Source organism: Mycolicibacterium palauense, assembly GCF_002592005.1.
Taxonomy (GTDB): domain Bacteria; phylum Actinomycetota; class Actinomycetes; order Mycobacteriales; family Mycobacteriaceae; genus Mycobacterium; species Mycobacterium palauense.
In genome coordinates this window covers 1-24,687 of record NZ_NVQF01000086.1, presented here as the reverse complement: position 1 = coordinate 24,687, position 24,687 = coordinate 1, and the positions used below count along the sequence as shown (strand labels likewise).

General features: G+C 66.0%; 22 protein-coding genes. 10 read left to right on the top strand and 12 right to left on the bottom strand.

The features are described 5' to 3' along the window. The 7 genes from CSR00_RS24690 to CSR00_RS24660 all read right to left on the bottom strand — a co-directional run. A partial coding sequence (locus tag CSR00_RS24690; protein WP_176562246.1) for a hypothetical protein occupies nucleotides 1-580 on the bottom strand: 580 nt, incomplete at its 3' end. Continuing rightward, nucleotides 577-2,787, bottom strand: a complete 2,211-nt coding sequence (locus CSR00_RS24685) for a hypothetical protein (RefSeq protein WP_099025049.1) — start codon at nucleotides 2,785-2,787, stop codon at nucleotides 577-579. The genes CSR00_RS24685 and CSR00_RS24690, both read right to left, overlap by 4 nt. Further along, on the bottom strand, nucleotides 2,787-5,228 hold the full coding sequence (locus tag CSR00_RS24680) for an ATP-binding protein (protein WP_099025048.1): 2,442 nt from the start codon (nucleotides 5,226-5,228) through the stop codon (nucleotides 2,787-2,789). Before CSR00_RS24680 ends, CSR00_RS24685 begins: the two co-directional genes overlap by 1 nt. Before the next feature lie 44 nt (nucleotides 5,229-5,272). Continuing rightward, a complete protein-coding gene (locus tag CSR00_RS24675; protein ID WP_099025047.1) occupies nucleotides 5,273-5,674 on the bottom strand; it encodes a hypothetical protein in 402 nt (133 codons plus the stop codon). Next, complete coding sequence (locus CSR00_RS24670; RefSeq protein WP_099025046.1) at nucleotides 5,671-5,988, bottom strand: hypothetical protein; 318 nt, start codon at nucleotides 5,986-5,988, stop codon at nucleotides 5,671-5,673. Before CSR00_RS24670 ends, CSR00_RS24675 begins: the two co-directional genes overlap by 4 nt. Before the next feature lie 31 nt (nucleotides 5,989-6,019). Beyond that, nucleotides 6,020-6,988 carry a conjugal transfer protein gene (locus tag CSR00_RS24665; protein ID WP_099025045.1) on the bottom strand — a complete coding sequence of 323 codons (969 nt, stop codon included), beginning with the start codon at nucleotides 6,986-6,988 and terminating at the stop codon, nucleotides 6,020-6,022. Between the two features lie 6 nt (nucleotides 6,989-6,994). Next, the gene (locus tag CSR00_RS24660) at nucleotides 6,995-7,228 is read right to left on the bottom strand and encodes a hypothetical protein (RefSeq protein WP_099025044.1); all 234 of its coding nucleotides are present in this window, start codon (nucleotides 7,226-7,228) and stop codon (nucleotides 6,995-6,997) included. Between the two features lie 763 nt (nucleotides 7,229-7,991). Here CSR00_RS24660 and CSR00_RS24655 point away from each other — a divergent pair. Next, nucleotides 7,992-8,777 carry a hypothetical protein gene (locus CSR00_RS24655; protein WP_099025043.1) on the top strand — a complete coding sequence of 262 codons (786 nt, stop codon included), beginning with the start codon at nucleotides 7,992-7,994 and terminating at the stop codon, nucleotides 8,775-8,777. Further along, nucleotides 8,774-10,021: a hypothetical protein gene (locus CSR00_RS24650; RefSeq protein ID WP_099025042.1), complete on the top strand. Its 1,248-nt coding sequence runs from the start codon at nucleotides 8,774-8,776 to the stop codon at nucleotides 10,019-10,021. Before CSR00_RS24655 ends, CSR00_RS24650 begins: the two co-directional genes overlap by 4 nt. Nucleotides 10,022-10,520: 499 nt before the next feature. On the opposite strand, the gene CSR00_RS30845 is transcribed toward CSR00_RS24650, so the two are convergent. Then, complete coding sequence (locus CSR00_RS30845; protein ID WP_176562245.1) at nucleotides 10,521-11,642, bottom strand: hypothetical protein; 1,122 nt, start codon at nucleotides 11,640-11,642, stop codon at nucleotides 10,521-10,523. Between the two features lie 863 nt (nucleotides 11,643-12,505). Between CSR00_RS30845 and CSR00_RS24635 the strand changes: the two genes are divergently transcribed. Next, on the top strand, nucleotides 12,506-12,847 hold the full coding sequence (locus CSR00_RS24635; protein ID WP_099025040.1) for a hypothetical protein: 342 nt from the start codon (nucleotides 12,506-12,508) through the stop codon (nucleotides 12,845-12,847). Nucleotides 12,848-12,998: 151 nt separating this feature from the next. On the opposite strand, the gene CSR00_RS24630 is transcribed toward CSR00_RS24635, so the two are convergent. After that, nucleotides 12,999-13,520 (bottom strand): type II toxin-antitoxin system Phd/YefM family antitoxin, encoded by a 522-nt coding sequence (locus CSR00_RS24630; RefSeq protein WP_099025039.1) that lies wholly within the window; start codon nucleotides 13,518-13,520, stop codon nucleotides 12,999-13,001. 555 nt (nucleotides 13,521-14,075) lie between these two features. After that, nucleotides 14,076-14,597 carry a helix-turn-helix transcriptional regulator gene (locus CSR00_RS24625; protein ID WP_176562244.1) on the bottom strand — a complete coding sequence of 174 codons (522 nt, stop codon included), beginning with the start codon at nucleotides 14,595-14,597 and terminating at the stop codon, nucleotides 14,076-14,078. 2,450 nt (nucleotides 14,598-17,047) lie between these two features. Between CSR00_RS24625 and CSR00_RS24610 the strand changes: the two genes are divergently transcribed. Further along, entirely contained in the window at nucleotides 17,048-17,896 is an 849-nt protein-coding gene (locus CSR00_RS24610) for a hypothetical protein (RefSeq protein ID WP_141564476.1), read from the top strand. 694 nt (nucleotides 17,897-18,590) lie between these two features. Next, nucleotides 18,591-19,010 carry a hypothetical protein gene (locus CSR00_RS31380; protein WP_245906494.1) on the top strand — a complete coding sequence of 140 codons (420 nt, stop codon included), beginning with the start codon at nucleotides 18,591-18,593 and terminating at the stop codon, nucleotides 19,008-19,010. A 513-nt stretch (nucleotides 19,011-19,523) separates the two neighbouring features. Here CSR00_RS31380 and CSR00_RS30840 read toward each other — a convergent pair. Continuing rightward, on the bottom strand, nucleotides 19,524-19,721 hold the full coding sequence (locus CSR00_RS30840; protein WP_176562243.1) for a hypothetical protein: 198 nt from the start codon (nucleotides 19,719-19,721) through the stop codon (nucleotides 19,524-19,526). A gap of 669 nt (nucleotides 19,722-20,390) precedes the next feature. On the opposite strand from CSR00_RS30840, the gene CSR00_RS24590 reads away from it, so the two are divergent. The 5 genes from CSR00_RS24590 to CSR00_RS24570 all read left to right on the top strand — a co-directional run bounded on the left by CSR00_RS24590 (nucleotide 20,391) and on the right by CSR00_RS24570 (nucleotide 23,120). Beyond that, the gene (locus tag CSR00_RS24590) at nucleotides 20,391-21,653 is read left to right on the top strand and encodes a hypothetical protein (RefSeq protein WP_245906492.1); all 1,263 of its coding nucleotides are present in this window, start codon (nucleotides 20,391-20,393) and stop codon (nucleotides 21,651-21,653) included. A gap of 63 nt (nucleotides 21,654-21,716) precedes the next feature. Further along, complete coding sequence (locus CSR00_RS24585; protein ID WP_141564475.1) at nucleotides 21,717-22,082, top strand: hypothetical protein; 366 nt, start codon at nucleotides 21,717-21,719, stop codon at nucleotides 22,080-22,082. Between the two features lie 80 nt (nucleotides 22,083-22,162). Then, nucleotides 22,163-22,375: a hypothetical protein gene (locus tag CSR00_RS24580; RefSeq protein WP_099025032.1), complete on the top strand. Its 213-nt coding sequence runs from the start codon at nucleotides 22,163-22,165 to the stop codon at nucleotides 22,373-22,375. Next, nucleotides 22,372-22,665, top strand: a complete 294-nt coding sequence (locus CSR00_RS24575) for a hypothetical protein (RefSeq protein ID WP_099025031.1) — start codon at nucleotides 22,372-22,374, stop codon at nucleotides 22,663-22,665. Before CSR00_RS24580 ends, CSR00_RS24575 begins: the two co-directional genes overlap by 4 nt. Before the next feature lie 143 nt (nucleotides 22,666-22,808). Then, complete coding sequence (locus CSR00_RS24570; protein WP_099025030.1) at nucleotides 22,809-23,120, top strand: hypothetical protein; 312 nt, start codon at nucleotides 22,809-22,811, stop codon at nucleotides 23,118-23,120. A gap of 237 nt (nucleotides 23,121-23,357) precedes the next feature. Here CSR00_RS24570 and CSR00_RS30835 read toward each other — a convergent pair whose 3' ends face one another. Further along, a complete protein-coding gene (locus CSR00_RS30835) occupies nucleotides 23,358-23,528 on the bottom strand; it encodes a hypothetical protein (RefSeq protein WP_176562242.1) in 171 nt (56 codons plus the stop codon). Between the last annotated feature and the right edge of the window lie 1,159 nt (nucleotides 23,529-24,687).

Genomic DNA, 24,687 nt, shown 5'->3' with positions numbered 1-24,687 from the left:
CCACGCGGTGGTCGGCTTCCGACGTCTGCTTGGGTGTCGTGTGTTGTGAGTTGCGTATAGGGGACGCGGTTGTGTTGGCGTCGGCCGTGGGGGGTGGGGTGAGGGTGGCGTACGGGTTGGTGGGGGACGTGTTGTTTGCGCTGGTCGTCGTCGTGGTGGTCGCGGGCGTCGAGGTGGTGGTGACCGGCGCCGTGGTGGGTGTGGTCGTCGCCGGCTGCAGGGCGGTGGTCTCCCAGGCGGTCACCGGAGCTTGTTCGATCGGCACGGAGGTGGCCAGGCGGGGGACGACGGCCAGGGCTGCGGTGTTGCCCACCGAGTACCCCAGCCGGGATTCGCACTGGTAGGCGAAGTTGTGCTGCTGATCGGACATGCGACTCAGGGCGACGATCGCGGTGATGACCAGCACGAGGGCCAGCAGGATCAGGACCGCGGCGACGGCGAGGATCACCGGCCATCCGACGGCGCCGACCACCGCGGAGCCGGCGGAGACGGCGACCTTGCGGACCCCCTGAGCTGCTGCGGCACCCGCCAGCCCGCGCAGGATCGACTGGCGAGGCGGTTCGGTGTTCGGTGAAGTCACGGGGCTCCCTTCTCATCGCTGTGTCGAGGGCCGGCCGGCGGGGGCAGGGGCCGGGTGGATCCGGTGGCCGGCGGCGTAGGCGGCGCCGCGGGCGGGGTCGGATCTGCCGACTGCTCGAACGGTGAGGGCGGCGCCGCCTCGGCGCCGGCGGACCCGTGCCGCGGCCCTGGCGGCGGGGACGTGTCATCGTCGCTGGTCACGGGGCTGTTCCAGTCGGGAAGCGGTGCCCCGGAGCCGGTTCGGGGTGCCGGGGGTGGTCCGCCCTGGGAGCCGGCGCCGTTCGGCGTGGACCCTGGGGACGTGCCGTAACCGCTGGTGGACGGTGGCGACGCGGCCGCGGGCGGCTGGAGGTCGTTCGCGCTCAGCGGCGTCGCCCGTGACGGCGGGACGTCCCGGCCGGCAGGCGCGGCGCTGAACTGCGTGGTGGGCGGAGCCGTTCCCGCAGGCGGCGCCGGCGGGGACGCCGAAGGAGCTGCAGCCGGCCCCCCACCGTTGCCGGCCGCCGGGCCGGTGGCAGTGGTGTCGGGTGCCGTCGCCGTGGATGCGGTTGGCGGCGCGCCCTCGGTCTTGGCCTGCTCGGCTGCCGCCTTCGCGGCGTCCCTTTCCTGGCGGGCCCGTTCGCGTTCCTCGGCGTCCTGCTTGCGGTTGTAGATGTCGGCGCCGCGGTCGAGGTGGCGGACCATCGAGGTCCGTCCGCCGCGGACGAACGGTGCCACCACGCTCAGGGCATGCGTGGCCGACGGGGAGCGGGCCGCGATCGCGCCGCCGGCCATGGTGGCGCCGACACCGGCGGCGACCACGGTGCTGTCGCGCAGGAATCCGCCGGCCTTCTCCTGCAGGATGTTCGTGCTCGGTGGGGGCGGTGCGGCGCCGACGCTGTTGATGACTCCGGATGCGACGTTGGCGCTGGTCTGCTTGAGGTTCTTGGACATCGCGAAGACCAGCCGGATGGCCACCATCATCAGGATCAGCGCCGAGAGCATCGCGACGACGCCGTTGCCTTGTTGGCGGAAGACGACGGTCACGATCTCGCCGATGAAGATCGTCATGGTGATGTAGCCGAACATCGCCACCCCGGAGAACAGCATGGCGACGAACGTGTTGACCAGGGACGCCTGAGGCCCGCCGGGGATGACGCCGACGGCGAAGCCCCACAGCAGTTTGAAGGCGTTGGCCACGGCCCGGAAGAACTCGAGCACGATGTGGAAGCCGAGGACTACGCAGAAGAGCGCGAAGATGCCGATGAACATCAGCATCAGGACACCGGTGCCCAGTTGTCCGGGACTGGGGTTGTCGGCGGTGGCTTTCATCGCGGCGGAGTCGGAGGCGCCGCATGCCCGGATGCCGTCCTTGATGTTGTCGGGGTCCCCGGAGTTCACTCCGTCGCTCCACGCCGCCGCGCAGCTCGGCGTGCTGTCGGGCTGGCCGGCGAAGTTCCAGGTCTGCAACGGCCGGCGGACGAACGAGGTGGCCAGCGTTCCCTCCAGCCGGTTGAGGGTGTCGGTGGTGTTGTCGAGGCCGGCCACGGAGTTGGATCCCAGGCTGACGGCCACGTCGCGTCCCTGTGCCAGGGGCCCGGAGTCGGAGATGACCCAGCTGATCGGTGAGTAGACCAGCGCGCCGCCGATGAGTGCGACGAGCACCGCGGCGGCGCCTTGGGAGGCGGCGCGGGGCAGGTTGCCGCGCAGGATGTTCAGGGCGACGAAGGTGGCGGCGATGATCGCGGCGATCGCGGCGACGCCGGGCAGGATCTGGCCGGCGTAGTCCTGGACGACGGATGCTACGGGTTGTACGAGGTCGGGCAGGAACCCGAAGCTGATGACGTACATGAGGAACCAGATGGCGACGCCGCCGATGACGACGAACAGTCCGGCTTCGGCTTCGAGCAGGGTCGCCAGGACCGCTTGAGATCCCCCGTCGAGGACCGATCCGTAGTCGGTGGAGATGGCGTAGCGCGACAGCGGGACCCCGTAGGAGTCGGTGACTCCGAGGACGTAAAGCACCGGGCTCTGGGGTCCGATCGCGGCGTGGGCCTCGGCGGGAAAGGCCAATGCGATCAGGCACAGGCACAGCTGCAGGTAGATCGGCAGCATGGTGAATTTGCGCAGCCGGGTGGTGGTGGACAGTGCCCAGCCGCGGGCGAAGAGCTGGCTCAGCGTGGGCAGGGCGGGGTCCCACCCTGTGGGGAGGAATGCGGCGGCGAGCATCAGATCGTCACCTGCTCGGGTGTCGTGGACACCGCGCGGGCCCGGTCTTCGCGCGCGGGCCCGAAGATCTTCCCTCGCCCGATGCGGCCGCGGCCGTCGGCGATGAAGCACTCGCCGCGGCGGTTGGGGGCGACGGTTTCACCGCGGCCCACCGGCGGTGAGGTGTTCTCGCGGAGCTGCTTGATCAGGTAGGCGTCGCGCTCGATGTCGACACCGAGCCATTCCAGGCTGTTGGCCGCCAGGGTGGTGTGGCGTTGACGGAAGGCGAACCGGTTCGGGATGAGGTTGTGTGCGGTGGACGCGTAGTCGGCCTTCGGGTCCTGTGAGGACAAGATGATGCCGGCCGCGTGTTTGCGGCCGTCTCGGACGAACTCCTCGACGATCTGCTTGCCGACGGTGGTGGCGGTGAAGTGGTAGGCCTCGTCGACGACCAGGGCGCCGAAGCGGCCCGGCCTGAGGAACTGATCGCGGGCCAGCAGTCCGACCAGCTCGTAGAGCGTGTGTCCCAGGCGTTTGCGCCACGGCAGGTTCGCGTAGGCGTGGGTCAGTGTCAGCTCGTCGACGGTGGGCAGGGCCAGGGTGTGGGTCCGCACGACGGTCGCCGTGGCCGACAGCGGCATCGGTGGCAGTGCTCGGTCGAAGAGCACCGGCGCCTCCACGGCGTCCATCGCGCGCACGAGGGTCTGCTGATCGTCGGCGTCGCGGCCTTGGGAGCGGGCGGCCCGGTACGCCAGGTGGTCGCGGACGTCGGCTAGTGAGCGCAGGTTGTACGCGCCACGGTGTTCGGGTTGCAGGGTCTCGGCCAGCAGCACGCCCGGCGCGGAGACGACGGGGATGTTGAGCAGCGGCAGGATGGTGTCGAGTGCGATGCGTCGCGCTTTGTGGGGATCGCCGAACAGGCGCAGCGGATCGAGGGTGAATTTCGGCTCGTCGAGGGTGATCAGGGCCGAGCCGGGGATCGATTCCAGCAGCGGGATGTATTCGCCTTGCTGGGAGCGGTCGATGACCAGGAACTGTCCGAGTAGGTCGGCGATGATGCTGATCAAGGTCTTGGTGAAGTAGCTCTTGCCCGACCCGAGTTCGCCGGCGATGGCGATGGCCGGGCTGATGTCGGAGAGCACTTTGTTCAGGAAGTTGAAGTGCAGCGGCTCGAAGAGTCCCGACAGCAGGTTGACGCCGATGATGGGTCCGGTGTCGTCGAGCAGGCGCGCGGTGGTGAAGGGGACGAACCCGGCCCAGTCGGGGGTGGCGGTGACGTGTTGGTAGTCGGTGTACACGCTGTCGGCCGGCGCGCCGGGGTTGAGCATCATCCACAGCTTGCGTTGTGCTCCACGCGGGGCGTCGACGCGGATGCCGAGGCGGCGGAACTTGGCTTTGAGGGTTCCGACGCTGCGGGTGAGCTCTGCTTGGGTGGGAGCGCCGACGGCGAGGACGGTAGTGAACTCGACCTCTTCGGCGTTCTCGTTGGTGGCGAGGCTGTCGTTGTAGGCGGCGAGGGTGTCGACTTTGCGGCGCAGCTCCTGGGTGTGGAAGCCGACGTCGCTGTCGCGCTCGCCGAGTTGGACACCGAGCTTGCCGAGGACTTTCTCGTTCTGTTGCATGGCCGATTCGCGGTCGCGGCGGCGCACGCGCATGGCCCAGTCGACGCTGACATCGGGGATGCCGTCGAGCACGGACAGGAACTCGGAATGGCCGGGGAATCCCATCGCGGGTGGGAACGACATCGGGGTCAGCATCGCTTGGTAGCTGTTGATGACCTCGCCCTCGTCGAGCCGGATCATGGCCTTCAGCATGGGGTCGAAGCTGCGGCGGAATGACTTCTCGGTGCGGGCTCCTTCGTCGAGGATGCCCGGAAGGAAGTACGGGGTGGGGGCCGCGGTGCTCGGCGAGGCGTTTGCCGGGTTGTGCGGGGCGTGTTCGAGTGCCGATCCCCGCATGAGGTTGTGATTCCAGATGAAGGGCAGCAGTCCCTCGGGGACGGGTTGGAGCCGGAAGTTCGATTCCGGGTCGATGACGGTGAGCAGCTCGTCGGCGGCGGCGAGCTGCTCGGCGACGTCGCGCGCGGAAAGCTCACCGGTCAGTGCGCTCTTCCCGAGCGGGAAGGTGATCGTGTAGATGCGGGTGAGCGGTGCGATCTCGGCGATGCGCTTGTACCCGGCGACGGCTTCCTTGATGTAGTCCGGGGTGCGGTGGAGGTCGACTCGATCCAGCGAGCGGTTCATGACGTCGACGAGATCCAGGGGGGCCTGCAAGCTCAGCAGCAGGGTGTTGTCGGGGCAGTTGAGAATGAGCGATTCGTGCGCGTCCGCGACGCCGGCCTTGTCTTCGGGTTGGCGCAGGCCGTAGTCGAGGGCCTCGACGAAGTAGGTGGCGAAGACGCCGCCGTGATGGGTCCACTGCAGATGGTGGCGGCGGGCTGCGGTCGGTTGTCGGAGCTTCACGGGGCGCTCGGGTCCTTCGTTGTGCGGGGCTGTGCCTTGGCGGGTCAGGCGGCGTCGATGGGGGTGTCGTCGATGACGAATGCGTGAGGGTTCGCCTGGGCCTGTCGATCGAGTTCTTCGCGGGCCAGAACGGTCGGCTTGCGATCGACGACGAGACTCACCAGGCGTGCGGTCTTACCCAGAACGGGCACTCCGTCGTACTTGATCAAGCTCAGGGCTGCGGTGACCACGAACGCCAGGATGACGCCGGTGCCGAAGACGGCGACCGCGTTGTAGGGCAGCAGTCGGGTGGCGAAGATGGTCGCGACGAGAATCGCGGTGAATCCGACGATCTGCTCGATGGGACGCGCGCCGCCGGGGAGCTTCCGGCCACCGGGAAGGCGGCCGACGTAGGTGCGGAATCGTCGCCCCGAGGTTGCGACTCGTACCCAGCGCACCCAGGTCATGCGGCCGTCGACTGGTGAGGGACGTCAGCGACTGCGGACTGCAGCGATGCCGGGGCGGGCATCGAGTAGCCGCCGCCACCACCGATCTGCTCGCCTGTGCTGCTGCCGGCGCTGATGAGCGACGGGATCATGGCGAACACGCCGGCAGCGCCGGTGATCGCCAGGGCGGAGACCGCAATCTTCACGGGGTTGCGGCCCGCTTCGCCGAACAGGTTTCGGAAGAAGTAGTAGATGCCCCAGAGCAGCAGCAGCGTGCCGGCGCACCCGACGGCGACGACGCGGATGTTCTCCAGGAGGACTTGGATGTCGGTCATTGGAGAGGTCCTTTCGTTCTCGGTTGAGGGGTCAGCCGCGCGTCGGCGTTGGCGGCGGAGTCGTTGGTGTGGTGGTGGTATTGGTGGCTTCTTGCGGGTTGTCGGGGCGGGTCTGCAGCAGCGGTACCGAGGCGATCGAGATCACTTGCCACTGGCCTTCGACGGACCTCAGCGTGAGCGGGTAGGCGAGTTGGGTGAGGGTGTAGTTCTTGGTGCGCGCGGCCACGGTGATGTAGACCTCGGCCCTGTCTGCTCCGCTGCCGTTGCCGCTGACGTTCGCGTCCACGGTGATGGTGTCGACCTTCGCGTAGGGCGCCGGTTGGATCGGCTTGTCGGTAGCGTCGGCGGTGACGTAGCGGGCGAAGTCGGCACCGCCGGTGAGGTAGGAGCGAACGAATCCGGCAGCGGTGGTCGCCAGCGGCGAGTCGGGGGCGACGGTGTAGCGGTAGCCCAATCGGAAGTCCACGCCGACACCGGGGCCGGCCACCTGCATCGGCAGAGCGGTGGCTCGTGGAGCGCCGTCGAGGACGGTGATGGGGACGCGGTAGTAGGTGCGTTGAGGCGTGGTGGTGGTGGCGCCGTTGACGAGACCGGAGACCGTGACCGTCCACAGTGCAACGCCGTCGTCGGTGGTGGTGATCTGCTTGGCGAACGCGACGTCGGTGTCGGTGAACTGTCCCGCGATCGGCGGCAATTTGATGTCTTTGACAGTGACGTACCGGGCGAGCTTGTCCTCGTCTCCGGCCTTGGCGGTGAGGTACGTGGTCACGTAATCGCGGGCGAAACCGGTGACGAGGGTGGACGCCGGCACGGAGGCGTTGCCGGGGGTTGCGTCGGTCTGCGTGGCGTCGGGCCACAGTGACGTGAGGATAGATATGACGGCGAAGAGGCCGCCGAGGACGCCGAGGACGTTGACCGTTCGGCGCATGATCAGGCCGCGGTCGAGGGGCTTGACCAGTTCGTCGAAGTGTTTCCTCTTGTTGGGAACTTTACCTGTCACGGTAACTCAGTCTCCCACAGTCCCGGCGCCATTCTCGGCGAGCGCACGGGGCAATGCGGCGTCCGCTTCGGGGCTGTCGTCGACGATCAATTTGAGAAGAGCGGCGCGGGCGTTCACGTCAAAAGGATCGTCGTGCAGTTCGTCGCAGGCGATCTTCACCGCGCGCGAGTAGGCGCGCACAGCGGCGATGGCGGGGCTGATGTCGACGTTGCGCGAGCGGGCTGATGCGGAGGTCGCCATGGTGGGTTTCCTTCTCGGGAACGGGGAGCGGGCCTGAGTGCCGCCTCTATCCGTGAAGTACCGACCGCGGGGGTGGTTTCCGTCGCGCGCCTGGGCGACGGATTTCGATTCGGGTCTGAGCAGCTAACCCGCTATCGCGAATAGCGCGTCCCCCGGACTGGCGCGCCGACACATATCTGATTTGCTACACGCCCTTGACATTGGGGGTACGCTGGCCGTGCAGCGGAGCGATAAGGACAGCGTCGCCCCACCGAGGGTACATAGCTGGCGCTATTTTCGCAGGTCAACCGTGTGAATGTGACGTCACAATCGTCGCCGAAGACTTCCCCCCAGGTCGCGCACATGAATTGTGCGCGACCGCTCACGAACCGCGCACATGCCGCGTGATCAGCTATCGGCGGAGCCGCGCACGTTCCGCGCACATGACGCGCACGACGGGGTGCACACTGCCCGCTCGCCGGCGCGCACGATGCGTGCACACCCTCCATTAGTGTGCTGTGCGCGTGAAATCGGGGCTCCTGAATTTCCGTCGCGTGAGAACTCGAGATCGCTGTCGCGCAACCCTCAGGCATTGCATGCGCGCAGTTCCAGGCCGTGTGACGACTTGAAATATGGCCTACATCACATGCGTGACGGCTGCTGACGGGCACCTGTCACGCCACCCCTCACGTCGTGGCTGACGGTTAGCTCACAACTCGTTCCGAGGCTGAGGTCATCAGACGCGCCGCACTGGCGCTCAACGACTCCTTCAGGAGAACCGGCGATGACCACTCAACCTCTTGCCCTCCCCCGCCCGGCCGCCGCGCTGCGCGATCACGCACTGCGCACCGCCTGCCTGCGCTCGCACCGCGCGCTCGTCGACGCGTGGATGCGCACCGTCGACGTCGCCAGCGTCGAGCAACTTCTCGACGCACTCGGCGGCCGGGACACCACATCGACTGCGCTACTGCTGGCAGAGCACCGTCGCGGTGTCGGCCTGGCCGCGACACTGCTGCTTGGCGCCAAGGCGGTGATGCTCTCCTCGGTCGCCCGGCATGCTCCGGGTGACTGCATGGAGGAGCGCTTCCAGGTCACCGTGGATGCGTTCTTGTCGCGTGCGCTGCCGGCGGTGAAGCCCACGCACAAGCACGCCGATGCGCAGCTGTACTGGATCACGTTGCGCACTGTCACGAAGATGCACGAGGCGCCGGTGTGCTCGGCGGAACCGTCGTTCGAGGACGTGGCCGGTGAGGATGTGCACGCCGAAGCGGACAGTTATTTGACCGCCGACGTGCTTCTGGATTGGGCGCTGTCTCGCGGCGTTCTGGCCGAGCAGGATCACCGTGCGCTCAAGATCCGGTTCGGCGGTGACGCCGCGGTGCCGGTGCGCGAAGTTGCGGCGCTGATGGGTGTCACCGAGAACAAACTGGAGTCACGTCTGCGGCGTGCACTCACGCGGTTGCGTGATGCCGTGGAGTCCGATCGCGACGATCTCGATCGTGCATGTGTTGCGGCGCGGTGGGGCCGGGAGGATGCCGCTGGCGTCGTGCGAACTGGTGTGGCCGCGTGACCGGGTTCTCCGATGCCGACGGGATAAAATTCAGCGACACCGGTGACGCGCTCGACTCGGAGTGGCGTGCGGTTCCAATCCCCGAAAGTGATGTCGATATGTCCGATCTGTATCACCGTCATGCAGACGCGATCGCCGATGACTTGCTCGCCGACCCGGACTTGTTCGACGACGTGAGTGCTGAGTTCGCGTCGAACTCCGACGAGGGCTACGGCGAGTGGATGCCCGGCAGTGAGGACGGTGGCGACGGGAGTGGCGGTGCCGATGAGTACGACGCTGCCTATGCGGGCTACGGCGACGAGGATCGCCACCATCGCGATCTCACCGCCGACGAGCAGTCCGATCTCGACGAGTTGAATCGGGTGATGACGGGTGCCCCGGATCAGGGCCTGTTGTCGGGCACCGGGCGAGGCGCGTACGTCCATTCCGACGATGACGACATCGTGGTGCCCGACGCGGACGCCGAAGCAGTCGACGTTCTTGCCGGCGACAAGCCGTGGTGGCGGTTCGGATGGTTCGATGTGGGCCGCCGCTCGCATCGGCTCGGCGCGATCGCCGCGGTGGTCGTGGTGGTTCTCGCCGTAGTGGTTCTGGTCTTGCCCGGCGGCGAGCAGGAGAAGTCCGCGACGAGCGCCCCGACAACACCCGCCTACTCGGTGCCCACGATGACTGCGCAGCCTCCCGCCTCGCCGGCACCAGCTGACCCCGGTATGCCCGGCGCTGACGGACCGATCGGAATCAAGTCCGCGTCGAGCCGGTGCACCGCCGGGTCGACCGATCCGATGCAGGCATTCGACTCGGACGTCAACACCGCATGGATGTGCGTTCCGGCGTACGGCGTTCCCGGCACGGTGCTGCGCGTGGAGTTCGACAACTGGTACGTCGTCACCGGCGTCTCCATCGTGCCGGGATGGAATCGCGTCAATCCGGACGGTTCGGATGAGTGGCTGAAGCACAAGACCGCGGCGACCGTGGAGTACCAGTTCAACGATCCGGACGAGACGCGCCTGACCCAGCCGACCAACAACCTTCGCGACGAAGTGGTCACGCCCGTTCAGCCGCCGGTGCTGGCGTCGGCCATGACGATCACGATCACCGAATTCGGTACGCCCACCGGGCCGGTTGCCGACACCACCACCATTCCGGGCCAGGGTGGAGTGATCGCCTCGGACACACCGAAGACGGGTGATCTGAAGGACTTCGCGGTGTCGTCGATCAGCATCATCGGGCACCGCGCCACCTAAGGCGCGCTGCTCGGTTCTAGGGTCGAAGGATGCGCCGCGCGTACGTCGAGTCCCACGAACCTCTCCCCCGCGCTGGCTTTGCAATGGGCCGGCGAGGACGCAACGATTCACGCCCCCGACACCCGCAGCATCGAGGAGAACAAGCTCGACCAGCTCGGCCTGCCGGTGACCTCACCATCGTCGAAGTCCCGGTTCCACGATCGCCCGCGGGGCACCGTCGTCGGCGTTTTCTTGAACCTGGCTGAGGTCCTCGACAGTCGAGCGTGGTGGTGAGGTCGAGGGCCTCGTGGTGATCGGCGCACACGGCCCGTCGCGATTTCCCGGCGTGTCGCATCACGGGACCGTGGGTCACCGCTTTCACACCGGAGCATCTTGGTGGCCAGGAGATCGCGCCCGTGACGGCGGCGCCGGCCGCGCTGCGCGCTGCCATTGAGGGGCTCACCGGCATCGCGGTGGGCAACCAGGGACTGCTCGACAAGCGGGAGCGTTCCGAGGTCATTCACGCGCTGACGTTCCTGCGCAGTCGTGGCTTCGCGCTCGACCCGGACGCGTTGATGGTGGAGGCGCTGCGCAACGAGTGGGGTGGCAGCCGCGCCGAGGAGTTGCGCCAGATCGCGGTTGATCTGAACAAGGGGAAGCAGCTGCGATTCGACCGGGGCAGGCTGCGGCCCGAGCGGCTGCAGGAGTGGGCTGCGGCCGGGGACTGAGAGCGCCCCCGCGGCGGACCGGGCGTCCGCATTCGCGCTATGTGGGACCCGCTGCGCGCTGTCAGTAGACCGGTCTCTCCACGCCGCTGCAGAAGCGGAAGCAACTGTGCGCGGGCACATGTGAGCGCCTGAGTGAGCGCGGCGGCGGGGTTGGGCGCTGACGTTCCGAGGAGCGTTTCCAACTCGGCGGCGTCATCGTAGCCCGCGCGCAGGAGGGCCGCGTCGACGGTGGTGTCCGCAGTGTTGAAGATGAGCACGAGGGTGTCGTCGAGTGCGGCATCCAGGGCGGCCGCCACGCCGCGGAGCGACCCCACGGTGGCGCCGTTGGTTGCACTCTCCCGCCAGAACAGGGTGAGGTCGGCCAGCGGGCCGGTGAACTTCCGGCGCTGTTTGGGTTGGACACCCAAGGCGGTCGCGAGGGCGGGAGCGATCTTCTGACCGGAACCGCGGAGCAGGTCGGCGGTCACGGGTACGGCGACCCGGATCTCATCGAAGCCGTTGCGGAAGACGCCGCGCACTGTGTTCAAGTCGGCGACGGCGGGCCAGCCGTCGCGTTTGCGGCGGCGGCGGATCTTGCCGTCCTTGATGATGAATCCGGGTGCGCTGAGGTAGGAGCGGACCGAGGCTTCGGCGACGTCGGGGAAGGTGGCGGTGATGTCGTCGATGATGGCCTGGGTGCTCACCGGTTTCCCGTGCGCTTTCAGGCGCAGCGCGCTCTCGGCGAACACCCCGGTGTATTCGGGGAGGCCCCACCTGTGCAGGGCCCAGTTCTGCTTGGTGGTGCGGACGAACCGGTCGTCGCCGTAGAGCGCTTCGCGTACCGCGCGCTCGGAGCATTCGCCGATGGTGCTGGCGATCTCTGCCGGAAGGGACGGGACCCTGCGGAGATGCAGACCGGCTTCCACCTTCTCCACGGTGGTCGTCCCCCAGCGCACCCACTTGTCGCCGAACCGGCACAGGCTGGTCTGGCTGTCGATGACCGCGTTGGCGGTGGGTGTCGGGATGCCGATCTCGGTGGAACCACGTCTACACCGAGGACACCCTCGCCACCCCCGTGCGCCACCTGATCGACGGCTTCGACGAGATCGCCGGATTCGTCACCGCTGGGGTGGCCTGTGGTGACGGCCGAATCGCAACCGGGGAGGGTGAGGGCGCGGCGGTTGGTTCCGCATCGCCACGGTGGAGCTGCATGGCAAGACGGTAATGCCGCCGAGCGACATGTGAGCGCGCGCCGATCCGCATCGACATCGCGGCGCGTTGGATGCGTGTTCACCCCCGAGGGGTTCCTTCGCGGAGACCGGCAGCTCGCGCTGTCGGCCGCACCGAATCCAATACTGAGCGCGGGAAATCGTTCGAGGAGGCGATGGTCAGCGACGTCTGGTTGTGCGCCACCGAGTCGTCGCTCGGGATACTGCTTCGACCTGCGCATGACTGAGGCGTTCGGTGATGACGATCTCGCGGTGCTGATTTCTTCGCAATCCCACCGAGGTTCGGTGGGATCGAACGCATGTACGATTTAGCGTTGTGAAGTTGCGCCGCACACGCCGGGGATGGGCGGAGCCGCGGCCCACGGTCTGTCGGCGCTGCGGCCACCGGCTGGGTCCGTTCCAGGTTCTCGTGGGGGTTGCGCACTGTGTTTGCGGGCACATGCACCGCACCCACCGCTGTTGCTCGTGCGCCTTCGTGGCCTATCTGCCCGATCTGGGCCCGCGCTGCGAACTACGCGAGATGGATCAGCGGCCGATGGACCAACCAGACGATTCTTTGCCGGACGGCCATGGATCCGACGTTTGACGAATGGGTCTCCTCGCCGGCGTACCCGACCCTGTTCAGTGCGGACCGCGAGGTGTGCATCGATCTCACCCGTGCGTTTCCCGGCCTCGGAGACGTCACCCGGCGGCAGGACGAGCTGCCGTTGTGGGTGCGCGCCTGCGGGGTGCGCTTGGAGCTGGAGATACCCGGTCGGCTAGTCGCGTGGGTGCGCCGAGCGGACGGCGGTTGGCTTGCCAACTGTGTTTGCTGGCCGACGAGCGCCAACGGCCAGTCCCGGCTGCGTATGCAGTTGTGGGTGGAGCCGCAGGCGCTCAGTCCCTACGGCGAATGGCCGGTGCAACGGTGAGCCTGAAGCGGCATCCGCCACCGGAACCAGGGGCACGGCCGAGCCGGATGTTTCGCCCAGTCGACTCATGATCCCGCCAGGGGTTAGCTGTGTTGTCACACGACATTGGTGACATGTATCGGCGCGCAGCCCGTCCGCTTGACGCCCGCAGTCAACGAGCGACCGGGGTATGCGGATCAAACCATCCAAGGAAGCCCGGTCCCGAACAGACGGTGTCGATTGGCTGGACCCGCCCGGCTGCCAGAGCACTGCCGTCGCCAAGCGCAATCGCCATGTCGTCCTCAAACATGCCGACGTCGCCCGCTTGTAACTCCGCAGCTGGAATCGGACATGCCGGCGGAGTCCCGACAGGCGGCAAGGTAATACCTTGCCGGAAGTAGGCGTCACTCACACTGACTCCGCCTAAAGCTGTTTGCACGGCCCGGGCAGCGGAGGAACTTCGGGCACTGCCACTTTGACCGCCGGCCGGCCCGGGAGATACAGGCTGTGACGACGCTGGGATGTTGTCACAGTCGACCAGTCGTTGGAGGTCGTCGATGGGCACGATCGCGGCGACTGGCTTGTTCTGGTTGAGGATGACGAGCCTCTCGCCGGCAGCGGCGCGAGTAATGAGCTGTCCAGAGTTGCGGTTGAGATCCGTTGCCGAGACCAGCGTGTTCATGTCTATCTTCATAGCCTCAGAGCATACGGGAATATACGTTCAAAACTACGTAACTTGCCGCGCGGCCCTCCACGCAGGGACGTGATGCACCGTGTAGGCCGAGGGTGGCCGCCAGGCTTCCCCCTCGGTGTCACCAATCTCATGAGATAGCACAGTTAGCGTGAGCGGGCATTCGGAAAGGTCTCCTCGAATACCGTTACCCGAGCGAAGGATTCGCCAGGTCCAGGTTATTCGGAGTACCCGCCACCTGCGTGGCGGTAGATCGCGATGATCCAACAATCCGGCATCGCGTCGGCGTGCGAAGGGGATCGCCATGGACGCCGAGGTGGTCGGCGCGACGGTGATCGGTTTCACGTGGACGTGCACCGCCCGGACCACTGCGGCAACTCGGCACGGGCCGAGAACGGCCGGCGGATCGTTGCGGATTTCGTTGGTGAGGAAAGTTCCCCGTGGTGGGGAATTCGTCGGCGCGCACGCGCCTTCCCGGCCGAGGTGGCGGTGCGACTTTCCCCGAGTACGACAACATGGCGCGGAGTTCGGAGACTTCCGCGCGGTTTGATCGATTCGTTAGGCGCCGATGAGTTCGCGGGTCGACGGAGGAGTCGCAGGTACGAACTCGTAGGGCTCCAGCGGGCGTGCAACCTGCCGGTGGCGGCGCGTCTGCGATCGGCGGATGGCCTTTGCCAAACGATCCTCGTCGATGTTCAAGTGCTCTTTGAGCTTGTCGCGCACCTGCGGGGGAATCGAGCTGCGGCCGGCTTCCATTCGACCGAGATGGACCGGGCTGGTTCCGATCAGAGGGGCCAGCTGCGCAAGGCTGTAACCAGCGAGAATGCGGTAGTAGGCGAGATTGCGAGCGGTCTCGGTGACGACGTACAGCTCACTGGCATCGACGCCGAGTAGATCGGCGAGCCGTGCTATGTACTTCGGCGACGGCGCCGCTTCACCCTTGACCCACCGAGTGACCGTGCCCTGGTTGACTTCCACGGCGGCCGCGAGGGCGCGATTGGTCAACCCCTGCTTCTTGGCCAGGTCCTGCATCTTGCGGTACTTGAAGACCCCGGGCATGCCTGCCGGTGTGGAACGCATGAGCGCGTCCTCCCTTCCCTGACCCGACGATCTCTCTGGCACGTTGACTATAACCGGCCCAATGTTCCCGGCACAGGTACCGCGGCGACGCAACACGCCGACACGGGTGAATTTCACTCCTGCCACACGCGTTGAAACCCGCAGGTCAGCCATATCAGATTTGCCGAAAACTAGGCCTCTCACGACGGCGGGTTGCAACGACGAACATTGCCGCTGGTGGTAACGCGTGGCACGATTTGCGTTCATCGGGCGCCTGGCAGCGCCCGGACAACTGAATACCTCACCCAGAAAACCAAAAACCGGTTGGTAGCTGGCACTACCAACCGGCGGGCTCCCCCGAAGGGAAGCGGATGTCTTGGCGACACCGCCATTTTAGCGTGCTACCAGCACGTTTGGCAAACGTTGGATGCGACGAAAGTGCGGCCGGACGGTCACAAGACCGTCACAGTTCGCACTTCGCCACGCAATCGACGGCAGTCCGCAGCGATCGCCTCGAACAGGCCGACTTCCGCATCCGCCGACGCAACTGGATCCGCGCAGCCGGCGCCGTCTCCCCCACCACCCCGATGTGGACCTCTCGGACCACGTGGACCTGCGAAGTCGCCGCCTGGGCCGCCAGCACCGCCGGCCTTCAGGTCCTGCGACAAGCCCACGTGACACAACGCCTGTTCACGCGGGTCACCGCCGTACTCGCGCGTTTCGCCGATGGCACGAGCGGGCGGCACTGCGCCGTGACCAATGCTCGCGTCGCCCGCTCTGCTGGGTGCAGCCCACGAAGCGTCACCACGGTGCGTGGGGTCCTCGCCGCAGCGGAGTTCGCGGTCGAGGTTCGGCGCGGTACCGGATCGCCCACCACCCCCGTTCACCAGCGCCGCCCGTCGGTATGGCACCTCACCTCGCGCCGCCAGCCTGTGGATAAACACGGATTTTGCGACCTACCCCGTTCCCGAAGGGTGACGGGGTCTTGTCCTGTGGGTTGGACATCTCCAAGCGAGGCGCACAGCGCCCCGCAGCGAGATCGATCTCCCAAAAAGCAGCGACGGCGCCGCAACCCGCGGCCACTGCACACGCAGCGGCTCGCCGGCTGGTTGGCTTCGACGTCGACCGGCCTCGGGGCGCGTGCCGGTCACCACGTGGTGGGGCAGCTCTGCGACGCCTTGCACGCCAGCCACCTGGAGTTGGCGGCGTGGACAGGCCCCCAGCTCGTCCTCGCCCTCAACGACGACATGCGCCAACGTGGCATCGCCTGGCCCAATGAGATCACCCGGCCGGGCCCGTTCCTGGCCCATCGTCTGCGCAATCTCCCCGCACGGCCGGCACCGCCCGTCCAGGTGCGGCCGGCGCCCGTCACCGAAACCGCCGATGCAGCCGCCCGCCCCGCTCCCCTGCAGCCCTTGGAGCCGTCTGCCGCTCGGCTCGAAGCCCAGCGCAGCATCCGCGAGACCCTCTCCCGCAGGTTGCGACTCCCCCGCACGGGCTCCTGACCCACCCGGTTTGTACTGGTCAGGCGCCACTTTCCCCCGTCGAGACGGACCCTTGGCGCCTCGGATTCCAGACGTCGAGCGCCCAGATGGGTTCCAGCCGTTCTCAAGAACAACCGCCTGAGAGCCCCGTAGAGCGCCTAAAAGGGTCGGGAGCATGTAACCCGTCCACCTGGGGTGCCTGCGGCCGGCAGCGGCGCAACCAGACGCCAGTGCAGGCCGATCAGAATCCCTGAGCTAACCCGTGTCGAAGTTGTTGCCGCTGCTCAAATGGGTTAACGGTCCGCTCACAGCACATAATCATTGTGCGCCAATTATGAGAAGGATCAACGCACAATCTGCGAGGAATCAGCGCACGACTGATCAGCGGCCGACGCCGAGTGATCGCACGATATTCATGGAGTCGATGTGACCTTCATATGAGGCGTGAACGATTCCTTACTGTCACAGTGACGGATCGTGCCGATATCAGGTGATGCCGACGTAGTGTGATTCTCTTGCGCTCATACCATCAATGTTGTGTTTGCATAATGTACTTATGCGGTGATCGTTTGGTTAACACAATGTGTGTCATACATGCTTGCAGCATCAGGTCAACGTGTGGCCGACGTGCGACTCACGTATTGCCAACGTTGCCACAATGTGCTGCTATTGCAGACTGAATGTGTAAGTCACGTACTGGCAACGTACTAATTTCATTACATGATCGTGCAGATCATCAAGGCACAATGTGCGTGTCACGCCGATCAGACATCACTGCTACGTGATCATCATGGATGGTACTTGTAGTCAAAATGTGAGGCGCTCATGACTTTGTCGTGCAACCGATGTGACACTCATATTCGATCTTTATGAGCGTTCATCACAGATGATTCACAATGTTTGTGAATGCATTGTGTGCGCCCGTTCACGCAGGTTGAGAGGTTGCCGCAGCCCGATCTACGCTTCAACAGGGGCAAGATGGGGCACATGCCCACCACGCTACAACTCAGCTTGTCTGCGGTCCGCCAGGCCGCGGATCAAGTCGCCGACGTGGCCGGCGACCTCGCGCTTCGAGGTGTGCGCCTTCGGCTGCCCGTCATGACGCCGGCGACCGACGCAACCACCATTCACCTTTGCCGCCGCACATGCCAGGAGTCGCGGCGGCTCGCTTACTTACTGGAGTCGGCGGGTGACGAGTTGGCTCGCGTCGCAGAAGGCGTCCTGGCCTACGCGCATGACGCTGCGGCACTTGTTCGGCGAACCGAGTTGGGTTTGATGGGCCTGGAGATCGACGTCTTCAATCCGTCCAGCGAGCCAAGCGTCCGACGATCCCCTCGATCTGCGGGCACTCCCACCCCGCCGCCTGAGATCTCGAACGACCTCCATGCCGCACTGAGTCAGACGGTACTTCTTTCACAAGGGTCAGACTTCGGCGCACGGCCGCCAGTCGACGTCGCACACCTACGCGCGGCCGCAGTTGAGCTGCGCAGCGGGGCGCGCACTCTGCGCGCGGCCATGAGCAGTGGAGAACGTCCGGCGGCGATGCTGGATCGCTTCGCGGAGTGGCTTGCAGCCGATGTGGCGGACGCGGCCGCCGCGCTCAACTCGTCCGCCCTGCAGTGGGCGGCGGCGTACGGGAATGCGCGTGAGGACGTGCAGGACTGTGCCGAGCTCTATCGGGGGTGGCTTACCGCGGTGGTCACGGGTGGGAACCACGAGCCGATCGACCTGGTTGAGACCGCCGCGCGCGCCCGCGCGGTGCTGCGCGGGTACTCCGCGATCTCGATCCCCGAGGTCGGCTGTCCCGTCCATCCACAACTCGGGTCAAGCGAGTAGAGCGCAGCGGGGAATCTGTCGCGGCTTTCCGGCGCCTGACGGAATCACCGTCATCGGCCGGTACTTCCTGTTTGACCACCTCCCTTGCGTTGGGGGCGGACACAGCGGGAAGGGGAAAGAACTGATGTGCAAGGCAGCCCATGAGACCGGCGGCCCGAAGCGGTGCAGCGGCGATGCTCGCGCGACGCTGGAGCGGTCAACGGCGGATCTGTCAGCGCTGGAGCGCGTGGAGGCTGCGCTGCGTGTGGAGGCTGACGAATCACTGTTCGAGCCGATGACATCCGCCGCGGGGCATGTCCTGCGGGTCCTGAAGACCAGGTGGTACGGGTTGCGGACGTTCGGCGCGCACTGCGGTGGGTGCGACGGTTTCGTGACTTCCGAGGGTGGCTTCACCAGTCCCGCCGATGCTCACCAGTGGGCGCAGGCCTACGCGGCCTCGGATTGTGCGCCAGCTCAATCGGCGCTGACGAGCCCTACGCCCCGATGTCGACCGCCGAGGCGGACCAGATGGTAAAGGAGTACGCCGTGCACAGCCTTGTGCTTCTTGGTCGTGATTCCCCGCCAGAGGGCAACAATCGACGCGAACTCCCAGGCGGTCGGACCGCCGGTGGGGGAGTGGGATGTTACGGATTGCAGGGCGCGTCCCCGGCGTGTCCGAATCAGATTTGCGATCTTGAGTGAGAGGGTGAACGCCATGGCTGGCCGACGACACAAGGGAGACCGGGCGCTCATTCAGACTCGCCCGTTCGACGAGGTGCTTGATCTCGTCATCGGTCGGCAGCACGCTGCCGGCATCAAGGAACTGAGTCCGTATCTCGCCGACGTCCTGGCGATTCACGTGGGCCGTGAGGACCTGGTGACCGACCTCGGGCATCGGCAGTCTCTACCCCTCGACGCGGACATGGAGACGCCGACCGGCCCGTACCCCGGTCGACGCACTCTGGTGCAGACGCGCCCGCACCGCGAGGTGTGGACCGCGATTCACCAACGGCAGAAGGCGACCGGGGTGTCCTCGGTCAGTCAGTACGTCGCCGACGTGCTCGCGATGCATGTCGGCCGCGACGACCTCGTGGTCGAACTCGGACGCAAGGAGGGGCTGCCGCTGGCGATGTAGGAGATGTGGGCCCTTTCTGGCAGAGGGGCCGAATACGACATCTGAATACGCGGCGCAAGACCCACACCGTCGACGGAGGGTCTGAGAACCATCGAAGCCCTCAGCCTGGCAGGGCTAAGGGCTTCGATCTGAAGTTGTCGAGACGAGGTACGAACTCGTCTCGTTGGGCTTGCGCCCTTCCCCGAAGGGACTTGTCTTGGCGGACAGGTGCCACGGTAGCGCACACCCAAAATCGGGTCCACATGACGCGCTATTCCGTGAGCTAAATCGTGATAATTCACCGTCGCGCACGAAGCGATCAGTGCGTGCGCAGCGGCGCCGCGCTCGGCGCCGCTGGATCGTCGAGTGCGGGCACGCGCCCGCGTCGATGCCGGTATGGGTGAGCCGGTCGGAATGGATCATCGAACTCGAGCGGTGGCTGGCGACTGAGGAAGGCGAGGCCGTCCGCGGCCGGGTTCACCTGCGCCCGGCCATGCTGATGAGGGTCGCGAAGGTGCTGGCCGCCCACGCCGATCACAGCAGCGGCCGGCACTGTGCTGTCACCAACGCCGCGGCCGCCGCGGCCGCGGGCTGCTCGCCGCGCACGGTGACAACGGTGCGCCGGCTGCTCGCCGAAGCGGGGTTCGCCGTCGAGATCCGCCGCGGCACCGGATCGGCCCTGGCGCCGATCGATCTACGGAAGCCCTCGGTGTGGCACCTGGTGAGTCGCAAGAGTCCTGTGGATAACTCCCGCGTTTGCGACCTACCGCCATCCCGAAGGGATAGGCGGGTAAGTCCTGTTGGTAACACCTCACCAAGCACGCGCACGCGCGCGCCGCAGTCACCGAGATCGGCCAACAGACCGGCACGGCGGGCCCGGCGCTCCGCGCCGCGGCCCCTGCACCTGCAGAGACTGGCCGACGAGCTCGTCGGCAACGAATACGGCCGGCGGGGACTTTGCGCCGGCCTCGGCCGCGGGCACATCGGGCACGTGTGCGATGCCCTCACCCGCTCCGGCCTGGACCTGGAGGCGTGGACGGCCCCCCAGATCACCGCAGCGCTCAACGCCGATATGAGCCAGCGTGGTTGGTCCTGGCCGAACCTCATCGAGAATCCGGGTGCGTTCCTGGCGTCTCGGCTTCGGCGCTTGCCCGAGCGGCCTGCTGTGACTCGCCGGGAGCCGCCGGCCGCGCCCACGCCGGCACCGGACGTCGAGGCGGTGGTACCGGCCAGTGCCGCTGCACGTGCCGCTGCACGTGCGTTCTTTCAACAGAACAGGGGGAGGAGTGCGAAAACCGGTAGCCCAAACACGACTAATAGTGTAAAGTGGTTTACAACAGAGAAGCCGGCCGGGCGTGCGCGTCAGGTCACCCAATCCCCCAGGGGGACAGCATGATCGCTATGGAACTGCAGACCGTCGAGACCCACGAGTGGGAGATCCCGTCCTACAAGCTCGACGCGTTCAAAGCCAAGATCGCCCAGGCGAACAAGCGCTTGGCGCGGGCGGGTCTCGACGCCCGGTTTGAACTGGCCTACGAGGAGTTCGAGCGCCAGAAGAACATCACTCAGGCCGATATGGCGGTGGTGAGTAACCACGAACCGGTCTACGTCTACGAGCCCTGGGTCCGCGCAACGCTGACCGGTCCGCTGACCCTGCGGCACGGCCACTTCACGTTCGTCGCCCGTCTGGTGCCCGAGGAAGCCGGCGTCACCGTGCACTCGGCGCCCGGACAGGAACTCGGTGGCTACAGCCCCCGTGGCGACAACGCGTGCGACCACTGCCAGGTTGAGCGCAGCAGGTCCCGGCTCTACCTCGTCCGCGATGATCGTGACGGTGCCATCATCCAGCTCGGGCACTCGTGCATCGAGCTGTACACCGGTGTCAGCCCCAAGGGATTGTGGTCTCTGACGTTCGACGAGGAACTGGAAGCCTTCACCCGCAACGACGTCGACGGCGGTTTCGGACCTCGGCACTACGGCGCCTCGGTCGACGTCGTGCTGGCCTACGCATTCGCCCACTCCGACAAGGGCCGCGCCTACATCCCGTCTGGCACGTACTCCGAGACCTCCACGGTCAGCAGGGTGCGCACCAGCCTGTTCTTCGACATCAACAAGCTCAGGGATGCCGACCGGGAGTACTACCGCACCAAGGCCGCCGAAGCGGCCGGCCACCTCGCCGACACCGAACTGCTCGCCGCGATCAAGGCTTCGGTGACCGAGACCGCCGAGGACAGCGACTACGGACGCAACCTGCGGGTCCTGCTCGCCGGCGAGAGCGTCACCGGCAAGAACGTCGGCATCCTCGGCTCACTGGTTAAGGTCTACGCCCGCCAACAGCAGATCGAAGCCGAGCGGAAAGCCCACCCCGTCGTCGCCGGCCACCTCGGCGAGGTCGGACAACGAATCAAGGACATCACGGCTACCGCCAAAACCGTGAAGTACGACGAAGGTAACTGGGGCACAACAACTTTCCTCGTCGCGATCGCCGACGACGGGCACACCCTCGTATGGAAGGCCCATCGCGCGCTCGACATCGAGACCGGGCAGCGATTCACCATCGCTGCGGCCACGGTCAAGGCCCATGAAACCTACCGCGACGTCGACCAGACCGTAATCACACGGGCCACCAAGTTCGAAGCCCTCGACGTAGAGCCCAACGCTTGAGCGACGCCCCAGGATTTGGCCCTTGAACAGGGGGTTTAGCAGCAACACTTCAACACTTTCAGCATGTCCCACGCTTTTGGCATAGTGCCGGGCAAGACGAGTGGCCACCACGATGAGGTCCCGAGTAGTGGAAAGAGAACCGATCAGATGGAGAACCAAGAACCCCGGAGCTTCGAAGAGAGCTTCGACGCCTTCGAAAAGGCGACAAAGAACCTCATCGGAGGGCTGTACAAGGCGTCGAACACTGGGCCGGACATCACATTTCGTCGCTACCTCGAAGGGCTCACCATCGACGACGCCGAGGAAGACGACGAGATCGACCCTGAGGTGACCCGAGAGCATCTGCTGGCGGTCATCGAGCCCTACGGCTTCACACTCGATGACGTGATTCCCGCCGGCTTCTACGAAGTCCTCCGCAAGAGCCTCTGAACGTTAGTTCACGCCATGCGACGAGACGGCAGGGCGGACAGACACCTTTCGCCGACCGACAGGGAGGATCACCAATAGCCATGACGAGTCAGAGCATGCGTCTTGAACCGCCTCGCGACGTCGCGATTCAACTCCTCCTTCACGTGACAGGGCCATCCAAGGAGGAAGAGGCACGTCTGCGCGGCCTCTCCGACACCGCCCTGGATGCTGAAATGGTGGAGCCGGCTAACGTGCCCGCCCTGAGGGCGGTGGTGGTGAAGGCGCTGCAGCAGTTACTGGAAGAGAACCGATGAACCCGAACTTCGCGGGCGTGGTGAATGCGTGGGTGTTGGCCCTTCAAAGCACCACCGCCCCACCAGACCAGTTCATGATGTACGGCCTGGCCGACAATTCCGCCGACGCCGCCAAGCGGGTCGAAGCCGAACTCAAGGCGGCCAAGCCCGGTGAGTTCGTCGACGTCGAGATCCGCTTCGCCAACATGATGGACACCACCACACTGCACGTGCAGCCCCACCTGTGGGGAGCGTGGTGCGTGGTGGAACGAACCCTGCCGGCCTCGGAGATCTTCGGACGCAAAGCCTGACCCGCACGCTGGCGGTCCAGTGCTGGATAGATCTATCGGCGCAGCTCAGGAGGTTGTGACCGGAAGCTCTGCACGGTCGTTTCCTACGGTAGGACCAACTGCGCGAACCCATCGCGCGGACACAAAGAAGAAGGACCTATCCGATGAAGACCGACACCGCGCTCACGACCAAGCTGTTCGTGTTCAACCATCCCGAGCTGCTGGAACCGATGCCCGTCGAGTACTACCGCGAGTGCCAGCTCGCCGGCGCGGCCAGCGTCGAGGTCCAGCTAGACGACCACAACACCGAGATCATCTCCGCCACCCGCTATCTGCCCGCCGATGTCGATGTGGTCGCTGTCGTCGCCGGCGACGGCGTGCTGCAGGTGCTCTGCGCTCAGACCGGCCGCGAGCCCGTCATCATGCGCGAGTTCACCGGATGGATCAGCTACACCGTGCGCCGGGCAACACGGTGAGGGCGCGCCGGGTGAGTGACCTCAGCCCCGAGGACGTCTCGCTACTGGCGGCCCAAGTCCCGGTCGGGCTCCTCATGCCCGTCCGACGAGATCATGCGCCTGGTCCACGTCACCCGCGGTGTCGTGGAAGCACACGTCGGCGCCTCCGCTGAATCGGGTCACCATGCACGTGCGCGTGGAGCGAGATCATCAGCACCGGGCGGAGCTGATGTGAACGCCAGGCGCGGTGAGGGCGGTCTAGCTGTCGCCACCGGAGGAGAACAGCGCCGTGACGATCGCCGCGGCTCCGCGCGCCAGGTCACCGATGCCGGCGGTGGATCCGGTCTTGGCGACGATGAACGCCGCAGTGAGGTAGTAGCCGACGATGGCAACGACGCCGACAATGGCGATGGTGGCCCAGATGTTCATGGTGATGCTCCGTTCGGGGCAGCGCCGCCAGGAGCACTGACCACGCGGCCCCGGTGAACGGAATAGGGTGGTCCAACTCTTCTGGGCTGAGCGCCGGCCGATTACAGGGTGGCGCACAAGATTCCGGCGACCTTCCGTGTAGAGGCCACCGCAAGCCGAACCTGGGCGACTTGGGCCTGACGGGCCATCTGCGTTGACGACCTCCGAGTTGGGTCCATGCGGCGGCGATCCCCAACTGTCACCGAGATGGGCCTGTAAAGGTGTGCGCCTGGGGCTTCTACAAGTTCGAGAGACTCGTGGGACAGGTGTGTTGCCGACGAGGAGTCAGTCGTCGGCCGGCGGGAGCTTGCTCTCGGAGGACAGGGCGTCGAGGTAGGCATCGTGGTAGCGGACGATCGCCAAACGCTCGTGAGCAGCGCGATCGGCACCTTCGGCGGGCGGCGGCGGCATTGCGGCGTCTGGAGACCGAGTTGGAGGCTGTGCGCAACGACATCAACGGGGCCCTCCTTTGCGCCGTGGTGAAACTACGAGCATCTCAGCTGACGGCCTCGGTGGTGCAGACGTCCGCGCGATCGGCCGCGTCCGGAAACTGCGTCGCGGGGATGTGCATCGAGTTGATTCCGACCCCTCAGGTATTGCAGTGTAAGCAAGTGGCAGCTATGTGGAGCGTTCGGTGTCGAAATCGCCGGACCGCGGCCATCCAGGCCATGAGTTGTACGGCCGAAGCGCCGTAGGCGTGTAGTGACCTATAGTCGAATAACGGTGCCACACAATGCAAATGGTCTTTGAGGGCGCAGCCGGGATGCGAGTCGAGATGCCAAGGCGCACAACGACCTCGAGTCGGGGCCGCCGGCCGGGCGCCCGCAGCTCCACCACACGAGTCGAGGCGAAGCCGAGACGACATACCCGAAACACATTGCAATACAGTATGATTGAGGCATGACCAATGGCGAAGCCATCACCACCCACAGGATTCCAAAACTGTTGCACCACAACGATAAATGACCGAAAGCGATGGCCGCAGGCCATCCCGCCCAACCCAACACCTCGAAACCTGTTGTCTAACAACCACACTCAACCACGCAACATAGGCGCCGCCAGGCGCCAGGCCTCGATGCCCGCCGCAGGCGGGCTCCCTTCCACCCGGCGAAGCCGGGGG

Coding starts and splice junctions, on each gene's coding strand:
- CSR00_RS24685 (WP_099025049.1), bottom strand. CDS start 2,787: ATGCTCGCCGCCGCATTCCTCCCCACAGGGTGGGACCCCGCCCTGCCC.
- CSR00_RS24675 (WP_099025047.1), bottom strand. CDS start 5,674: ATGACCTGGGTGCGCTGGGTACGAGTCGCAACCTCGGGGCGACGATTC.
- CSR00_RS24670 (WP_099025046.1), bottom strand. CDS start 5,988: ATGACCGACATCCAAGTCCTCCTGGAGAACATCCGCGTCGTCGCCGTC.
- CSR00_RS24660 (WP_099025044.1), bottom strand. CDS start 7,228: ATGGCGACCTCCGCATCAGCCCGCTCGCGCAACGTCGACATCAGCCCC.
- CSR00_RS24655 (WP_099025043.1), top strand. CDS start 7,992: ATGACCACTCAACCTCTTGCCCTCCCCCGCCCGGCCGCCGCGCTGCGC.
- CSR00_RS24635 (WP_099025040.1), top strand. CDS start 12,506: ATGGATCCGACGTTTGACGAATGGGTCTCCTCGCCGGCGTACCCGACC.
- CSR00_RS24630 (WP_099025039.1), bottom strand. CDS start 13,520: ATGAAGATAGACATGAACACGCTGGTCTCGGCAACGGATCTCAACCGC.
- CSR00_RS24625 (WP_176562244.1), bottom strand. CDS start 14,597: ATGCGTTCCACACCGGCAGGCATGCCCGGGGTCTTCAAGTACCGCAAG.
- CSR00_RS24610 (WP_141564476.1), top strand. CDS start 17,048: ATGCCCACCACGCTACAACTCAGCTTGTCTGCGGTCCGCCAGGCCGCG.
- CSR00_RS31380 (WP_245906494.1), top strand. CDS start 18,591: ATGGCTGGCCGACGACACAAGGGAGACCGGGCGCTCATTCAGACTCGC.
- CSR00_RS24590 (WP_245906492.1), top strand. CDS start 20,391: ATGGAACTGCAGACCGTCGAGACCCACGAGTGGGAGATCCCGTCCTAC.
- CSR00_RS24585 (WP_141564475.1), top strand. CDS start 21,717: ATGTCCCACGCTTTTGGCATAGTGCCGGGCAAGACGAGTGGCCACCAC.
- CSR00_RS24580 (WP_099025032.1), top strand. CDS start 22,163: ATGACGAGTCAGAGCATGCGTCTTGAACCGCCTCGCGACGTCGCGATT.
- CSR00_RS24575 (WP_099025031.1), top strand. CDS start 22,372: ATGAACCCGAACTTCGCGGGCGTGGTGAATGCGTGGGTGTTGGCCCTT.
- CSR00_RS24570 (WP_099025030.1), top strand. CDS start 22,809: ATGAAGACCGACACCGCGCTCACGACCAAGCTGTTCGTGTTCAACCAT.
- CSR00_RS30835 (WP_176562242.1), bottom strand. CDS start 23,528: ATGAACATCTGGGCCACCATCGCCATTGTCGGCGTCGTTGCCATCGTC.